The following is a 16422-nucleotide window of genomic DNA, read 5'->3' as shown; positions in this document are numbered from 1 at the left end:
GACTATGCTCCTGCCTTTCTGTCTCGCTTCTTCATATCCTGAACCGAGCGAAGAATGTTTTCAGGTGTAGCTGGTGTATTAATCTGTGGTACCTGACCGGGGGACAGCGAGGCGATGGCATTTGTCACAGCGGAGAAAATCGCAGTTGCCAGCATGACTGGCGGTTCGCCAACGGCCTTTGATCTATAGATCGTATCTTCTCTGTTTCCGTTTGATTTCCAAAGCTTTACACGGAAATCTTCAGGTATATCCGAAGCTGTTGGAATTTTGTAGGTAGAGGGCGCATGGGTCCGTAAACGTCCCTGATCATCATAGACCAGTTCTTCTGTGGTCAACCAGCCCATACCCTGAACAAAACCACCTTCGATCTGTCCAATGTCAATGGCGGGGTTCAGTGACTTTCCAACATCGTGCAGGATATCAACGCGATCCACTTTCATCTCACCGGTCAGGGTATCGATGGTAACTTCTGCGCAACAGGCACCATAGGCAAAATAGAGGAACGGTCGGCCGTCTTTTGTTTCTCGGTCCCACGTAATATGCGGTGTTGCATAGTATCCGGTTGAAGAAAGCGAGACGCGTTCCAGAAAAGCCTGTTGCGTCAGTTCTGCAAAGGCAATTTCCTGTTCACCAACTTTTACTTTGTTATGGGCAAAGCTGATGGCCTCTTTATCAACCTGATATAGCTTGCTTGCGAGTTCTATCAACCGTTCTTTGATGGTTTCGGCGGCCCGTTTTGCGGCCATGCCGTTCATGTCGGAACCTGATGATGCCGCTGTGGGGGCTGTATTGGGAACCTTATCGGTTTTTGTTGCTGTTATTCGAACATGGTCCAGATCAATACCAAACTCTTCAGCAACAACCTGTGCAACTTTGGTGTAGAGACCTTGCCCCATTTCAGTGCCGCCGTGGTTAACCTGTACGGAGCCATCGGTATAGACATGAACAAGTGCACCAGCCTGATTGAGATGCTTCAGGGTAAAGGATATCCCGAACTTTACCGGGTTGAGGGCGAGGCCTTTTTTGAGAAAAGGGCTTTTTTTGTTAAAGGCGTCTATTTCTTTGCGCCGATTGCGATAGTCGCTGGTGTTTTCCAGTTTAGAGACAAGTTCATCGAGGATATTATCCTGAACCTTCATGCCGAATGGGGTGACATCCCGGCCTTCGTCGCCATAGAAGTTGATCTTGCGCACATCCAGGGGGTCCATGCCCAGCTTGATTGCAATGGCGTCCATCATGCGTTCTGAAAAGACCATTCCCTGCGGACCACCAAAACCCCGAAAGGCGGTATTGGAAACCGTGTTGGTCATGACGCGTCGGGAAAGGATACGGGATGCCGGATAGTAGTAAGAATTATCCGCATGGAACATCGTTCGATCATTCACACCGAGGGAAAGATCAGCAGAACAGCCGCAGCGTGAATTGAACTCTACGTTGACCGCAGTCAGCTTTCCCTGATCATCGTATCCGGCTTGCCAGTGACAGGCCTGATCATGGCGCTTACCCGTCATGATCATATCGTCATCGCGATCCAGACGCATTTTTGCCGGGCGTCCAGTCACATAGGCGGCTAAAGCCGATAGCGCAGCCCATTGCGCTGCCTGTGATTCCTTACCCCCAAAGGCACCGCCCATGCGGCGGCATTCACAAACAACCGCGGCATCCTGAATACCAAGCATCTTGGCGATGGTGTGTTGGACTTCTGTTGGGTGTTGGGTAGAAGAATGCACCAGCATCTCGCCATCATCCCCGGGGATGGCCATGGCGATCTGGCCTTCCAGATAGAAATGTTCTTGTCCGCCAATATGGAAACTATCCACAATCTGGTTGGGAGAACTCTTGATTATTTCATCCGGTGAACCCGTTAAAAATTCATAGGGTGGCAGGACAGATGCATCTTTTTCAAGGCCATCTTCTACCGTCACCATTGGCGGTGTTTCTTCGATCTCTATTTTTGCAAGTCTTGCGGCTTTTCTGGCTTCCAGATGGCTTGTAGCCACAACGGCGAAGACAACCTGCCCATGAAAGAGGATATGCCCATCCGCAAGGATCATGTCATCGCCCATTGCCGGGCTACAGTCGTTAACACCCGGAATGTCTTTGGCGGTGAGGACAGCAACCACACCCGGGGCTGATCTTACGGCACTTAGATCGAGATTTTTGATTTTCCCGCAAGTGGCCTGCGCATAGCCGGGGGCAAGGTGAAGCGTACCCTGTGGTTCGCGAATGTCATCAATATAGAGCGCGGTGCCTTTGATATGACGTTCAGCACTGTCGTGTTTATTGTCTTTACCTACGGTGGCTGTTGAGGTGCTTGTTACGGGGGATTTGTGAAGCATTTTATTACACAGCCTCCCTTACATCATTTGCTCTGGCACCGATAACTCTTGTTTGCTTGCCTTGCTGATCAACTTTTCCGTTTGAAATTTCATGGAGTGCTTTAATCAACAAACCTTTTGCAGCTTCCATTCGATAATCGGCAGAGGCACGCATGTCAGAAAGTGGCGTGAAATCCTGTTCCAGGGTTTGAACCGCGTTTTCCCATGTTTCGGGGGCATTCAGGTCAATACCTATTAGGGCTTTCTGAGTAAGTTCTGCACGTTTTGGGGTGCCAGCCATGCCACCATAGGCAATCCGGGCTTGTGTAATCTTGCTGTTATCAAGGGTTAGCCTGAACGCAGCCAACAGGGCTGAAATATCCTGATCAAAGCGTTTGCTTATTTTATAACTGCGGAAAACTTCATTTTCAGCCAACTTGGGCACACGGATCTTGCTGACAAATTCACCTTCTTTTCGATCCTGTTTGCCATAGTCGATGAAGAAGTTTTCCAGATCAATTTCTCTGGATTGTGTTCCTTTTTGTAACGTCAACCGGGCATTAAGGGCTATAAGCAACGGCGGGCTATCCCCAATGGGTGAACCGTTTGCAATGTTACCGCCGATAGTGCCTGATGCGCGAACCTGTGTTGATCCGATCCTGCGGATAATTTCAGCAACGTCGGGGTCAATCGTGGCAAGGGTTTCCTTTGCATGGGCATAGGTGACACCTGCACCTATAATGATTTCGCCCTTATTATCGATGATATTCTGAAGTTCTGTAACCCGTCCGATATGAATGATTTTGGGAAGATCGCGCAACTGTTTGGTGATCCACAGACCAACATCGGTTGCGCCAGCTACGATCACCGCATCGGGATGTTTTTCATAGAGTGAAGCAAGTGTTTCTGTCGATGCAGGAGCAGCAAAGAATTTTGCCTCATTTCCGATAAACAAGTCCTCTTTGTCATCCAGCTCGTTGAGTTTTGTTGTTCTGGCCTTTGCGTCTTCACGAAAGCGATCTTCGGCTTTTCCGGTGCAGCTTTCCAGTGCGGCATCAATGATCGGGCGATAACCTGTGCAACGGCAGAGATTACCGGCGAGTTGATCGTTGATTGTATTCCTGTCTGCTTCTATTTCCGCGTGATAAAGCGTAAAGAGCGACATGACAATACCCGGTGTACAAAACCCACATTGAGATCCGTGGTGGCGCAGCATTGCATCCTGAACTGGGTGAAGTTCCCCCGATCTTCTGGCTTGAGAGCTATCAGAAAGGTCATCAACGGTAATAATCTCTTTACCGTCCATCATCCCTAGTAACTGAATACAGCTGTTAACGGCCTGGTATTCCAGCTTGCCGTCTTTCAATGAACCAATCGCAACGCTACAGGCGCCGCAATCCCCTTCGCCACATCCTTCTTTGGTGCCGCATGATCCCTCTCTCAATCGCAAATAGTCAAGCAGGGTTTCATTGGGATCGACATTATCAAGTTCGACCACTTCTCCGTCGCGAAGGAATTTAACACTTTGCCGCATGACTGTTAGCTCCCGCGATAGGTAGAATAGCCAAAAGGCGAAATGAGAAGAGGCACATGATAATGGGCGTCTTTATCCGCAATCCCGAAACGGATGGGAATGATATCAAGGAACAAAGGGTCGGGAAGGTTATGGTCTTGAGATTTCAGGTAATCACCAGCCATAAATCTCAGCTCGTATTGGCCGATTGTAAATTCTGTATCTTCTAACAGAGGACTGTTTGCACGACCATCATCATTGGTTTGTACGCGTTTTACAAAGTTAACGTTTTCGCCATCGTGCTTCCAAAGCTCAATGGTCAGGTCTTTGGCTGGTTTACCGCGTGCGGTATCCAATACGTGTGTGGTTAGTCGCCCCATGCGACTTTACTCCCCTGAAAAGATCACTTGTGAAACGATCACTAGAGTGAATTTATTGGTTTGCTTTTGTTTCTATTGGGTAACAATGCAAACAGTTGTTTGTTATTTTCCATAGAGTATGACAGCGTTATTCTGATCTAAAAAGAACAATGTTTAGATATCAGGGATCTAAAAAAAGCATCAGTTTATAGGGTGTTTCTTGAGGTAGTCGACAGCGAATTTTTCAAACATCTGTGTGGCGGGTGACGGGGCTTTGCTTGATTGTCGTATGAGCATCAAGCGATCCATTGGCAAGTTACGATCGGTGAGGGGAAGAAATGTTAATGCACCCGATTTCAGATGATGTTCTATTCCAACGCGGGTTTGAAAGGCGATGCAGCGACCTTCTTGTGCCATGGCAGCCATGACCCTTAGGGAATTGGCCTCAAGAATTGGCTTTTTTATTTTATCCTTGATGTCAGAACTGTCCTCCATTGCCGTGTCGAGTGCATGACGAAGGCTTAGGCCTTGGGCAGGGAAGGCATAGGGATAATTAAAACAATCGGCAAGGCAGACTGTTTTTTGTTGTGCCAGTGGGTGATCTGATGCTGCTATTGCACCAACCGCTATGCTTTTTTCAAATCCGATTTCTAACCCATCCAGGGTAGAGGGGTTATAGGTAAATCCAAGGTCAGCATCCCGCGAATGTACCATTTCGGTTACTCTATCTGCCACCGTAACGGTTAGAAATGTCTCAATCGAGGGATAGTGTTCGGAAAAATTGGCCAGTATTTTGGGTAGTAGGTTAACTGAGACAGATTCTGCCGTTGCTATTCGAACCCGACCGCGTTGCAGTCCACGAAGTTCGTCTATTACGCCAAGCGCATCTTCGTAATCCCGCAATGATATTTTTGTCTGGTTAAGAAGGACCTGTCCGGCCTCTGTCAAAACCATTGTTCGTCCCGTTCTTTCAAAAAGCGGCATGCCGAGTGCTTCTTCCAGCATCAAAATCTGTCTGTTTACTGCGGATGAGGCAATGTTTAGCTCTCGTGCTGCGGCACGGATTGAACCTGCTTCGGCAGTGGCTGCGAAATAGCGAAAGGCCGTAGAAACAAAAGCATTATCTATGCGCATGAAACGATCCGACAGTTTTTATGACGAGATTGCATTCTTTGACGGTTCTTGTTGTGATCATCTTGTCTTAGGCTATAAGAAAAGATCATCTTTTCAAACTGATTGTCTGAAATTGTTCATTATTGGGTTTGGATTATGTCTGGTGTGGATCTCAGATATATTCCGGATAGCTCTTATTTTTAAGGAGAAGGATTGTTGAAAATTGAGCGTGCTCATACATTGTATTCTCCTGCGTTGCGGTATTTTGTGGCGGTTGCTGAATATGGATCTATTCGCGAAGCAGCACGCCAGTTAAACATTGCCTCATCAGCCGTAAATAGACAGATTCTCAGTCTTGAAGAAGAATTTGGTGTTCAGGTTTTTGAACGTGTCGGGCGTGGCTTGCGTATTTCCGAAGCGGGAGAGCTGTTGCTTGAGCATGCGCGAACTGTTTTGTCTGATTTTGAAGCTGTTAGTGAACAGCTGGATGATTTAAGGGGCATCAAACAGGGTATTGTCCGAATTGCATCGGTTGAATCTGTGGCGGATGCTGTCTTGCCGGATTTGACGCAGAGCTTTCACGAAAGCTATCCCGGTATCACACTGGAAGTTACGATAACCAGTTCTGAAAAAGTAAGTCGTATGATTTCCTCTGCCGAAGCCCATATCGGCTTTACCTTTAATCCGCCAGATCATGACAGCCTTCGGGAAATGGTGGGGTGGGAACTCAAGGTTGGGGCAGTTGTTGCACCTGAACATCCTCTTGCCCGAAAAGATAGATGCACCTTTCAGGATTGTCTGAAGTATCCCCTGGCTTTGCCTGCGGGAAATCTTTCGCTGGCGCGAATTATTGATGTGCCGCTGAGCAAATTAAAATCAAAGCCAAAGTCCTTTATCAAGGCGAACTCTCTTCGTTTTATGCGATCTATGGCGCGAAAATCAGACTATGTAACCTTTCAGACGATCCTTGGGATTGAGGCAGAAAGAAAGGCGGGATTACTGGCGCACATCGAACTTGTAGATAGGGATATTCCCTGCGATCGGCTTGTGGTTTTAACCAACGCGACGCGCCAGCTTTCCCAAGCGCCTTCTATTTTCGCCAGGCATGCCGAGAAGGCATTGCGCGATTATATTTCTCTTAATTGATCACTTAATAGCATCAATGTGATCTAAAAAGACTTCTTTTGCGTTCATATGGACTGCGACATACTGCCTCACATAATAATGAAAAAGCTCTTCAGGGTGAGGCATATGGGGTATTTAACAACGCACGTACTGGATACAGCATCCGGTGTCGCTGCATCGGGATTGCGAATAGAGCTTTTCCGTGTAGGTGAGGTCGTTCCGTTGAAGGATGTAACTACAAATGAAGACGGGCGTGTTGATGGCCCTATTCTTGACAAGGATGCGTTTTCCAAAGGTCGTTACGAACTCCACTTTCATGCTGGCGATTATTTGAAAAGCAAAGATGTGGATCTTCCTGATCCGGCTTTTCTTGATGTGATTGTCATTCGTTTTGGTATTGCTGAAGAAGATCAGCACTATCACGTTCCCCTGTTGCTATCGCCTTATGGCTATTCAACCTATCGCGGGAGTTAGCTTAAAGGCCGACTTTTGTGATAGTCATCGGGGTGTTGCTTTTATTGTTTAAATATCAAAGCGTTACATCCCATAAAAAGCCGGGATAAAATAGTTGGTTAACTTAATTTTTGCTCAAGGCGTGAAGAGAGAAGTGTAGATAACCTACACGAACGATGAAACAACGATGAGAAAGAGTTAAGTTAAACGGCTATAAAAATAATAACCGGCTGGTTTAACCAACAGGGGGAAACCTGAAATGACCGAAGTAACTGATTCAAAGGATGGTGCGGGAACGGCAAGCGTCGAAACTTTAAAAGACCCGGATTACTGTCCGCCCCTTAAAGAAGCTGTACCGCTTGGCTTGCAACATGTTTTGGCAATGTTTGCGGGGAATGTGACTGTACCAATTATTATTGCGGGTGTGGCTGGTTTGTCCGGTGGGGACAAAATATTCCTTATCCAGACGGCGATGTTTGTTGCGGGGATCGCAACGCTTATGCAAACCATCGGTATTGGTCCTATTGGGGCGCGGCTTCCGATTGTTCAGGGCACAAGTTTTGCCTTTATTCCTATCATGATCCCGATTGTAAAAACAGCGGGTCTGGGGGCGCTTTTTGCCTCGGCGGCTATCGGGGGTGTTTTTCATTTTATTCTCGGGACTTTTATTGGTCGTATTCGCGGTATTCTACCCCCGTTGGTAACGGGCATAGTGGTGCTTTCAATTGGTTTGGCGCTTATTCCAGTGGGAATTAAATATGCCGCAGGCGGGGCTGGTAAAGTACCAGATTTCGGTGCCTGGTATCATATCTTTCTTGCCGTTCTGGTGATGGTTGTAACCCTTGGCGTAAAGTTTATGACCAAAGGTTTTCTCTCAGCTTCGGCGGTATTGATTGGCCTGATCGTTGGCTATCTCGTCGCCATCCCCATGGGCATGGTTGATTTTGGTCGGGTTGCTTCTGCTGGCTGGTTCTCCCTTCCTTCTCTGTTGCAATATGGATTTGAAATTAATACAGCGGCAGTTTTGGGAATGTTGTTGGTCTCAGTAGTCAGTGCCATTGAAACCGTTGGGGATATTTCCGGGATCACCACAGGGGGCGCAGGCCGCGAAGCGACGGATAAAGAGCTTTCAGGCGGGACGATGGCTGATGGTCTGGGTACGGCTGTTGGCGCACTTTTTGGGGCAATGCCCAATACATCCTATAGCCAAAACGTCGGCTTGGTTGCCCTGACAGGCGTGATGAGCCGACATGTGGTAACATGCGGGGCGATTTTCCTGATTGTCGCGGGTCTGTTCCCGAAAATTGGTGCGGTTATTTCGGTAATGCCAAACGCGGTGCTTGGCGGTGCGTCCATTATCATGTTTGGGATGATTGCCGGGGCAGGGCTCAAGCTGTTGTCCATGACCGCTTTAACACGCCGTGACATGGTTATTATTGCGGTTTCCTTGGGAATTGGTCTGGGGCTTAAATCAGTACCCGAAGCGGTGGCCGCAATGCCTGAAACGGCGAAGATACTTTTAACATCAGGTTTGGTGCCTGCGGCTTTTCTGGCAATTGTCCTGAACCTGATTTTACCAAAAGACGCTTCGGACGAAGTATAAGAACGCTGGACGAATAGAACGATATGAAATCTCTGTTAATCAAAAATGCACGTGTTCTCGTCACCATGGACGAAAACCGTAGAGAGCTCAAAGATGGGGCACTCTATGCCGTGGACGGTGTTATCAAGGCTGTGGGGCCTGCTGATGAACTTCCCCAAGATGCTGACACCATGCTTGATCTCAGGGATCATATCGTTCTGCCCGGACTGGTGAATACACACCACCACCTCTATCAATCCCTGACCAGAACCTTTGCACAGGATGAGCCGCTGTTCCCGTGGTTACAGTCGCTCTATCCCGTCTGGTCACATCTGACGCCAGAGGCCATCAAGGTTTCGGCACAGGTCGGAATTGCAGAACTTTTGTTATCTGGCTGTACGACCACCAGCGATCATCTCTATCTTTTCCCCAACGGCAGTCGTCTTGATGATTCTATCGAGGGGGCAATGGAAATGGGCATTCGTTTTCATGCCACGCGCGGATCAATGTCTGTGGGGGAAGGTGACGGCGGTTTGCCACCTGATAGCCTTGTGGAAAACGAGGCCGCAATTTTAAAAGACAGTCAGCGTCTTATTGAAACCTATCACGATGCATCCGAAGGATCGCGTCTTCGCATTGCCCTGGCACCTTGTTCACCTTTCTCTGTTTCTCAGGATTTGATGCGTGAATCAGCTGTGCTTGCCCGTTCCATGGGGGTGGGACTTCACACACACTTGGCTGAAAATGTCGAAGATATTGCGTTCAGCAAGGAAAAATTTGGCCTGACGCCGGGTGAGTATGCCCAGGAACTGGGATGGATTGGTGATGATGTCTGGCACGCACACTGTGTTCAGCTAAATCCGGACGAGATTTCTCTTTTTGCCCGAAGTGGAACGGGTGTTGCCCATTGCCCTTGTTCGAACATGCGCTTGGGGTCTGGCATCGCACCGGTTCGGGAAATGTATGATGCCGGTGTGAAAGTTGGCCTTGGTGTTGATGGATCAGCCTCAAACGACAGTGGGCATCTGTTGGCAGAAGCAAGACAGGCGATGTTGTTACAGCGTGTAAAGCACGGTGCACGCGGGATGAAAATTCGTGAAGCCATAGAGGTCGCGACTGTTGGCGGCGCACGTGTTCTTAGCCGGAACGATGTCGGTATTCTGGCGCCGGGTTATCAGGCTGATTTTGCAGCGTTCAAGCTAGACCCGCTTTACCATTCCGGGGCTGAACTGGACCCGGTTGCAGGGCTGATGCTCTGCACGCCAGCCAATGCAAACTATACCGCTGTTGGCGGCGAGTTACTGGTCAAGGAGGGGAAAATCACCCGGCTTGATATGCAGCCTCTTTTACAAAAACACAGAAACATTGCCGTGGATCTGGCGAACAAAGCGTAATAGACCGCGTCATAAATTAGGCAAAAGACAAGAATGAAAGCGCGATATAGCGCGTGAAATATGTTCAGGAAGGATGAACTATCATGGAATCATTTGCAGCAGATTGGCTGAACCTGCTTTTTCGCTGGGCTCACTTGATCGCAGGTGTTGGCTGGATCGGAACATCCTTTTATTTCATAGGGTTGGATCTGTCTCTTCGCAAACGTGAAGGCTTGGACAAGGATGTTTACGGTTCCGCGTGGCAGGTACATGGCGGTGGTTTTTATAACGTTGAAAAATATCTCGTCGCACCGAAAAAACTGCCGGATGATCTGGTCTGGTTCAAATGGGAAGCTTACCTGACGTGGGTGACTGGTTTTGCCCTTTTGGTTGTTCAATACTATTACAACGCCAGTTCATACCTGATTGATCCAAATGTGATGGCGCTGGAACCTTGGCAGGCAATTTCTATCTCCGTCGCCAGCTTGATTGGCGGGTGGTTGATCTATGATGGTATTTGCCGTTCTCCCCTTGGAAAAAATACAAGCGTTCTGGCTGTCTGCCTCTTTATTCTGATTATGGCGGCGAGCATTCTTTTCAGCCATGTTTTTTCTGGCCGGGGAGCCTTGATCCATGTTGGTGCCTTTGTTGGCACGATCATGGCGGTGAATGTATTCGGGATTATTATCCCCAACCAAAAGAAGGTTGCCGCAGCCCTCATGCGCGGGGAAGAACCCGAAGCCCGTTTTGGCATCATGGGCAAGCAGCGGTCTGTGCATAATAATTATTTGACCTTGCCTGTACTTTTGATGATGGTCAGTAATCACTATCCGATGCTGACCGGCCATCCGCACAGTTGGCTGCTGGTTGCCCTGATCCTGATTATCGGTGGTGCTGTCCGTCATTTGCTGAACCGTCACGAGGCCGGGGATAGTTTCAAACAGCTTGCGTGGACCTTCCCCGTTGCAGGTGTCGGTGTAATCGTTGCCATGATTATGACCGCCCCCGTGGAACGTGATTATGGATCTGACCGGGTGACTGATACAGTGGTTATGGATATTGTCCAAACTCATTGCACGACCTGTCATGCAACTAACCCAAGCGTTGATTGGGTTGACGAAGCACCTCAGGGGGTAAAGCTGGAAAGTATTGCGGATATCAAGCGTTACCTTGATCGTATCAAGGCGCAATCTGTTGATAGCGATGCCATGCCGCTTGGCAATGAAACAGGCATGACAGAGGACGAGCGCACGACGTTGGGGGCATGGATTACCCAAAATAAAGAGTGAAAGCTGATAAAGCAGAATATATGAGAATGTTAAATGACAGATAGCTATTCACTGGAAACCGTAAACGCCATGTCGGCACAAGGTTTCGTTGAAAACTTTGGGGATATTGCCGAGCATTCTCCCTGGGTTGCGGAGGGGGCGGCAAGTCACCGTCCTTTCCAAAGCCGGGAGGAAATGATCAACCGCTTTGCAGAGGTTATGCAAAACGCCGATGACGAAACCCAACTGGCCCTGATCCGTGCACATCCTGATCTGGCTGGAAAGGCTGCTTTATCCGGGGAGCTAACGGAAGATTCCAAAAATGAACAGGCGGGCGTCGGGCTTGATCAGTTGAGCGAAGATGAATTCGAACGCTTTACTGATCTGAACAAACGCTATCTTGATCGTTTTGGTTTTCCCTTCATCTTTGCGGTCAAGGGGGCAACGAAGTTTATGATACTGGATGCCTTTGTTGAGCGTCTGGAAAATGATCAGGCCAAAGAGTTTGAAACCGCCCTGCAACAGATTGCACGTATTATACGCTTTCGGCTAGAGGACAGAGTAGGATGAGCAGTTCTGACTATGACCTAAAGGACTATCCCCGTGACCTCGTTGGTTATGGTAATGACCGACCAACCGTTGTCTGGCCGGGGAAAGCCCGTGTGGCGGTACAGTTTGTTCTTAATTACGAAGAGGGCGGTGAGAACTGTGTGTTGCACGGTGATCCCGCGTCGGAAACCTTTTTGTCGGAAATTATCGGGGCCGCTGCCTTTGAAGGTGCCCGGCACATGTCCATGGAATCAATCTATGAATATGGGTCTCGTGCGGGTGTCTGGCGCATCCTGAAACTGTTCAGGGAACGCAATATCCCGATCACACTCTTTGCCGTTGCCATGGCGATGGAACGCCACTCCGCCGTGATCGAAGCCGCCATGAAAGATGGCCATGAAATCTGTAGTCATGGCTATCGCTGGATCAATTATCACGGCATGTCGCGCGAAGAAGAACGTGAACACATGCACAAGGCGATAGAGATCCAAAAGCGTATTACGGGCGAACGCCCGCTGGGCTGGTACACAGGACGGACATCCGAACACACGCGAGAACTGGTCGCGGAAGAGGGCGGCTTTATCTATGACGCCGATGACTATTCCGACGATCTGCCGTTTTGGTCGCGGGTGATGGATAGACCGCATTTGGTGGTTCCCTATACGCTGGACAGTAATGATATGCGCTTTGCCTCTGCACAGGGATTTAATACGGGTGATCACTTCTTCACCTATCTCAAAGATGCGTTCGATACGCTCTATGAAGAGGGCGCGGAAGAACCAAAAATGATGTCCATCGGGTTGCATTGTCGCCTGATCGGGCGTCCGGGGCGTTTTGCCGGGCTGAAAAAGTTTGTTGATTATATTCAATCACACGATCATGTCTGGTGCGCCCGTCGTATTGATATCGCCAATCACTGGATTAAAAACCATCCTGCCACGGGATTTTGATATTGTTAACAACCAAAGATTTCCTGGCTGTTCAAATTGATTTTAGCTCAATGCGTGACGAGAGAAATGTAGTTATTTACTACATGAACGATCACACAACCCATGAAATACTGGGGAGAAAAAGTTAAGATGAACAACGATAACAAAGTGGAAAATTTTATGACGTCAGACCTTGTCGAACTTCGCCCTGTACCCCTTACTGCCGAGGCCTTTGCCCCCTTTGGTCAGGTTATCGAAGCGGACCATGACAAAAGCTATCTGATCAACGAGGGAACAACCCGTCGCTTTCATGATCTGGCACAGGCAGATGTAAAAGACGGTGAGGGCGAAGCGATCCTTTCTATCTTTCGTGGCACGCCCAGACCTTTACCGATCGCCATTACCATGATGGAACGCCATCCCTTGGGGTCACAGGCCTTTGTCCCCATGCAACCCGCATCATGGTTGATCGTGGTTTGTGAAGACGAGGTACCAACGCCCGCGGGCTGTCGTGCTTTTCTTGCGTCGGGCAGTCAAGGTGTTCAATACGCCAAGAATATCTGGCATCATCCGTTGCTGGTGCTGGAACCGACACAGGATTTCCTTATCGTGGACCGCAAAGGCCCGGCAGATGAAGGAACGGCAAACTTGGAAGAATATTGGTTTGAAGGCACAGGTGCTGTTCTAAAAATTCCTTAATACCCACGAGATAAAGTTGCCTTATACTGGGCTGAATAAAATAGTTTTTACGATCTAGATTAATTAATAAGACTGGAACAGATAACAATGACTGATCGAATTAAGGTCGGCGCGCTGCAAATTGATAAAACGCTATATAACTTTGTGAATAATGATGCCCTGCCGGGAACAGGTGTTGCCCCGGATAATTTCTGGGCGGGGATGAACGATCTGTTGCAAGATCTGATGCCGGAAAATGCACAGCTGCTTGCACGGCGAACAGAGCTGCAAGGCCAGTTGAATGACTGGCATAAAACCCACCCTGGCCCGATTACAGATCACGCAGCCTATAAATCCTTTTTGGAGGAAATCGGCTATCTTGTGCCCGAAGGACCAGACTTTTCCGTTGAAACCGCTAATGTGGATGAAGAAATAACCTCTGTAGCCGGACCGCAGCTTGTGGTGCCGGTGATGAATGCGCGTTATGCCCTCAATGCAGCCAATGCCCGTTGGGGCAGTCTGTACGATGCGCTCTATGGTACCGATGCAATTCCGGAAACAGACGGCGCAGAGAAACAGGCTGCGTTTAACCCGGTGCGCGGGCAAAAGGTCATTGCCTGGGCCAGAAATTTTCTGGATCAAGCTGCGCCGCTCAAGGGCGGATCACACAAGGATGTTGTCTGTTATCAGGTTGACGACGGCAAGCTGGTTGCGACGCTGGAAAACGGACAGCGCACAGCCCTGTCAGATACGGCTGAATACAGAGGCTATCGCGGTGATCTCAATAGCGCCTTTGGCCTTTTGATCCGTCACAATGGATTGCATGTGGAAATATCCATTGATCGTGCCCATCCCATCGGCAAGACCGATCCGGCGGGTGTGGCAGACGTTATTGTCGAGGCCGCGCTTTCAACCATTATGGACTGCGAAGATTCCGTCGCTGCGGTTGATGCAGAGGAAAAGGTCGCTGTCTATCGCAACTGGCTTGGCCTGATGCGCGGGGATCTCTCTACCGATCTGAAAAAGGGCGGCAAGACCATTACCCGCCGATTAAAGTCTGATCGGGTTTATCGGGCGAACACGGGCGAAAGTCTCACCTTGCAGGGGCGGAGCCTGATGCTGGTGCGCAATGTCGGTCATCTCATGACCAACCCGGCCATTCTGGTCGGGGATGATGCGCGCGAAGTTCCCGAAGGTTTGATGGATGCCATGATCACGGCGGTTATTGCCAAACACGACCTGCTGAAATCTTCTGATCCTGATGAAGCTTCATTGCGTAACAGCCGCACGGGATCTGTCTATATCGTAAAACCCAAAATGCACGGGCCTGACGAAGTGGCTTTTGCCGACAAGATTTTCACAAAGGTCGAAGATCTCTTGGGGTTGAAACGTCACACCCTAAAAATCGGCATTATGGATGAAGAACGCCGGACGACGCTCAATCTCAAAGAAGCTATTCGTGCAGCCAAGAACCGTGTTTTCTTTATCAATACGGGCTTCCTTGATCGAACAGGCGATGAAATTCACACCGCCATGGAAGCTGGCCCCATGATCCGCAAGGGCGATATGAAAAACGCCGCGTGGATCAAGGCCTATGAAGACTGGAATGTGGATATTGGTCTTGCTTGTGGCCTCAGTGGTCGGGCGCAGATCGGCAAAGGCATGTGGGCCATGCCGGATCTGATGGCCAATATGCTGGATCAAAAGTCTGGCCACCCGCAAGCGGGCGCAAACACGGCCTGGGTGCCGTCTCCAACGGCGGCAACGCTCCACGCCACTCACTATCACGCCATCAATGTCTTTGACCGTCAAAAGGAACTGGCGCAAAGAGAACGCGCGTCCCTTAACGACTTGATCTCTGTCCCCGTTGCCAGTGACACCAACTGGTCACCGGACGAGGTGCAGCACGAACTCGATAACAATGCCCAAGGCATTCTGGGCTACGTTGTCCGCTGGGTCGATCACGGCGTGGGCTGTTCCAAAGTCCCGGATATCAACAACGTCGGCCTTATGGAAGACCGCGCCACCCTGCGCATTTCCTCCCAACACATCGCCAACTGGCTCCACCACGGCATCTGCACCGAAACCCAGGTCATGGAAACCATTAAACGCATGGCAAGCATCGTGGACGCACAGAATGCAGATGACCCGGCCTACAAGCCAATGGCCGATGATTTCGATAATTCAATCGCCTTCAAGGCCGCCTGTGATCTCGTCCTGAAAGGTGCTGTACAACCGTCTGGCTATACCGAGCCAATCTTGCATGCGAAGCGGTTGGAGTTGAAAGCAGAGGTTTGATATACTTCTAAATGTTGTTCAAGTAAAAATGAGTGAGATTGTTACCTCTTACTCATTTTTAGTTCATATAGCTAGGTTGTATGGGGCTGGATCGTTATCGCTAGTTCTTTAAAACCAACGTTTATTGTAATCTGTTAAATTCTTGTAATGTATTTGCGGCTTTTTCAATTGAGTCATAATTTGTATATGGCGTAGAAAACATGTTTATCACTGCAAAACTGTTTTGAATATTTGGAGATATAATACTTAATTGGAAAGATACGGTGTTCTCTTCATTTAAAAATTTTTCAATATGGGCTAAATAACAAGTGTTTTTGTCAACTTTCACAACTCCTATCAAGGATGGATTACCTACTTCTAAAGCCGATAGAAAATTGCGTTCATTTTCTTTATTTTCTAAATTAACATAGTCAATTGATGCCTTTTGCGTCTCAAATTTAGGGCAAACTACTTCTTTAATTAATTGCTCTTGCCCACTGAGATCTTTGTTCCTTGTATTTGGGAGGAGGTTAATTTTAAAATATTGCCTAACTTTTGGTAAAGAAGTGAAATGTTTTTTCCAAAAAGATCCCATATCTTTCCTGTAGGCTTCTATTACCTCGCAGTTTAATAATAAAGATATCGAATTTTCTGGATATTTGGTGCCGCGCTTGTATTGATCAAAAATATTTTTGTCTGGGTATTGGTTTGAATTAATGGAACAATATCCTTCAGGTATTGTAATGTTTATTTCTCTTTGATTTATCTGAAAAATTTCTGCACCAACTGACGAACTAAAAGTTAGGGCTATTGGAAAAACGAATAAAAGTATTTTCATATTGCCTCACTTTGTTTGCGTTACCTTCTGATATTTAGATTGAATAG

The 16422-nt window shown here is 48.4% G+C and carries 14 protein-coding genes; 9 read left to right on the top strand and 5 right to left on the bottom strand.

Annotated features, from left to right (window positions below):
- Window positions 1-2: 2 nt before the first annotated feature.
- The 4 genes from xdhB to WH95_RS00160 all read right to left on the bottom strand — a co-directional run bounded on the left by xdhB (window position 3) and on the right by WH95_RS00160 (window position 5324).
- Entirely contained in the window at window positions 3-2339 is a 2337-nt protein-coding gene (gene xdhB, locus WH95_RS00175) for a xanthine dehydrogenase molybdopterin binding subunit (protein ID WP_046501469.1), read from the bottom strand.
- Window positions 2340-2343: 4 nt separating this feature from the next.
- On the bottom strand, window positions 2344-3852 hold the full coding sequence (gene xdhA, locus WH95_RS00170) for a xanthine dehydrogenase small subunit (RefSeq protein WP_046501467.1): 1509 nt from the start codon (window positions 3850-3852) through the stop codon (window positions 2344-2346).
- A 5-nt stretch (window positions 3853-3857) separates the two neighbouring features.
- Window positions 3858-4211, bottom strand: coding sequence for a hydroxyisourate hydrolase (uraH, locus tag WH95_RS00165; protein ID WP_046501464.1), 354 nt, complete (start codon window positions 4209-4211; stop codon window positions 3858-3860).
- Window positions 4212-4391: 180 nt separating this feature from the next.
- A complete protein-coding gene (locus tag WH95_RS00160; protein WP_046501462.1) occupies window positions 4392-5324 on the bottom strand; it encodes a LysR family transcriptional regulator in 933 nt (310 codons plus the stop codon).
- Window positions 5325-5519: 195 nt separating this feature from the next.
- Here WH95_RS00160 and WH95_RS00150 point away from each other — a divergent pair, with 195 nt between their 5' ends.
- The 9 genes from WH95_RS00150 to WH95_RS00110 all read left to right on the top strand — a co-directional run bounded on the left by WH95_RS00150 (window position 5520) and on the right by WH95_RS00110 (window position 15558).
- Window positions 5520-6449 carry a LysR family transcriptional regulator gene (locus tag WH95_RS00150; protein WP_204247630.1) on the top strand — a complete coding sequence of 310 codons (930 nt, stop codon included), beginning with the start codon at window positions 5520-5522 and terminating at the stop codon, window positions 6447-6449.
- 105 nt (window positions 6450-6554) lie between these two features.
- Window positions 6555-6902 (top strand): hydroxyisourate hydrolase, encoded by a 348-nt coding sequence (gene uraH / locus WH95_RS00145; protein WP_046501457.1) that lies wholly within the window; start codon window positions 6555-6557, stop codon window positions 6900-6902.
- Between the two features lie 238 nt (window positions 6903-7140).
- Entirely contained in the window at window positions 7141-8484 is a 1344-nt protein-coding gene (locus tag WH95_RS00140) for a uracil-xanthine permease family protein (protein ID WP_046501455.1), read from the top strand.
- A gap of 23 nt (window positions 8485-8507) precedes the next feature.
- The gene (locus tag WH95_RS00135; protein WP_046501453.1) at window positions 8508-9857 is read left to right on the top strand and encodes an 8-oxoguanine deaminase; all 1350 of its coding nucleotides are present in this window, start codon (window positions 8508-8510) and stop codon (window positions 9855-9857) included.
- Between the two features lie 83 nt (window positions 9858-9940).
- A complete protein-coding gene (locus WH95_RS00130; protein WP_046501451.1) occupies window positions 9941-11125 on the top strand; it encodes a urate hydroxylase PuuD in 1185 nt (394 codons plus the stop codon).
- Between the two features lie 33 nt (window positions 11126-11158).
- Window positions 11159-11674 (top strand): 2-oxo-4-hydroxy-4-carboxy-5-ureidoimidazoline decarboxylase, encoded by a 516-nt coding sequence (gene uraD / locus WH95_RS00125; RefSeq protein WP_046501450.1) that lies wholly within the window; start codon window positions 11159-11161, stop codon window positions 11672-11674.
- Window positions 11671-12603, top strand: coding sequence for an allantoinase PuuE (gene puuE / locus WH95_RS00120; protein ID WP_046501447.1), 933 nt, complete (start codon window positions 11671-11673; stop codon window positions 12601-12603). The genes uraD and puuE overlap by 4 nt, the downstream gene beginning before the upstream one ends.
- Window positions 12604-12732: 129 nt before the next feature.
- Window positions 12733-13281, top strand: a complete 549-nt coding sequence (locus WH95_RS00115) for an ureidoglycolate lyase (protein WP_245622920.1) — start codon at window positions 12733-12735, stop codon at window positions 13279-13281.
- An 87-nt stretch (window positions 13282-13368) separates the two neighbouring features.
- The gene (locus WH95_RS00110; protein WP_046501445.1) at window positions 13369-15558 is read left to right on the top strand and encodes a malate synthase G; all 2190 of its coding nucleotides are present in this window, start codon (window positions 13369-13371) and stop codon (window positions 15556-15558) included.
- Window positions 15559-15679: 121 nt separating this feature from the next.
- On the opposite strand, the gene WH95_RS00105 is transcribed toward WH95_RS00110, so the two are convergent.
- The gene (locus tag WH95_RS00105; protein ID WP_046501443.1) at window positions 15680-16375 is read right to left on the bottom strand and encodes a hypothetical protein; all 696 of its coding nucleotides are present in this window, start codon (window positions 16373-16375) and stop codon (window positions 15680-15682) included.
- Window positions 16376-16422 lie beyond the last annotated feature (47 nt).

The sequence above is a fragment of the Kiloniella litopenaei genome, assembly GCF_000982415.1.
Classification (GTDB): domain Bacteria; phylum Pseudomonadota; class Alphaproteobacteria; order Kiloniellales; family Kiloniellaceae; genus Kiloniella; species Kiloniella litopenaei.
The sequence above is the reverse complement of the archived record's forward strand: the minus strand, read 5'-3'. Positions and strand labels throughout refer to the sequence as shown.

What these genes read in the sequence shown, in the direction of transcription:
- xdhA (WP_046501467.1), bottom strand. Translation starts at nt 3,852, where the DNA reads ATGCGGCAAAGTGTTAAATTCCTTCGCGACGGAGAAGTGGTCGAACTT.
- WH95_RS00160 (WP_046501462.1), bottom strand. Translation starts at nt 5,324, where the DNA reads ATGCGCATAGATAATGCTTTTGTTTCTACGGCCTTTCGCTATTTCGCA.
- WH95_RS00140 (WP_046501455.1), top strand. Translation starts at nt 7,141, where the DNA reads ATGACCGAAGTAACTGATTCAAAGGATGGTGCGGGAACGGCAAGCGTC.
- xdhB (WP_046501469.1), bottom strand. Translation starts at nt 2,339, where the DNA reads ATGCTTCACAAATCCCCCGTAACAAGCACCTCAACAGCCACCGTAGGT.
- WH95_RS00110 (WP_046501445.1), top strand. Translation starts at nt 13,369, where the DNA reads ATGACTGATCGAATTAAGGTCGGCGCGCTGCAAATTGATAAAACGCTA.
- WH95_RS00105 (WP_046501443.1), bottom strand. Translation starts at nt 16,375, where the DNA reads ATGAAAATACTTTTATTCGTTTTTCCAATAGCCCTAACTTTTAGTTCG.
- puuE (WP_046501447.1), top strand. Translation starts at nt 11,671, where the DNA reads ATGAGCAGTTCTGACTATGACCTAAAGGACTATCCCCGTGACCTCGTT.
- uraH (WP_046501464.1), bottom strand. Translation starts at nt 4,211, where the DNA reads ATGGGGCGACTAACCACACACGTATTGGATACCGCACGCGGTAAACCA.
- WH95_RS00115 (WP_245622920.1), top strand. Translation starts at nt 12,733, where the DNA reads ATGAACAACGATAACAAAGTGGAAAATTTTATGACGTCAGACCTTGTC.
- uraH (WP_046501457.1), top strand. Translation starts at nt 6,555, where the DNA reads ATGGGGTATTTAACAACGCACGTACTGGATACAGCATCCGGTGTCGCT.
- WH95_RS00135 (WP_046501453.1), top strand. Translation starts at nt 8,508, where the DNA reads ATGAAATCTCTGTTAATCAAAAATGCACGTGTTCTCGTCACCATGGAC.
- uraD (WP_046501450.1), top strand. Translation starts at nt 11,159, where the DNA reads ATGACAGATAGCTATTCACTGGAAACCGTAAACGCCATGTCGGCACAA.
- WH95_RS00130 (WP_046501451.1), top strand. Translation starts at nt 9,941, where the DNA reads ATGGAATCATTTGCAGCAGATTGGCTGAACCTGCTTTTTCGCTGGGCT.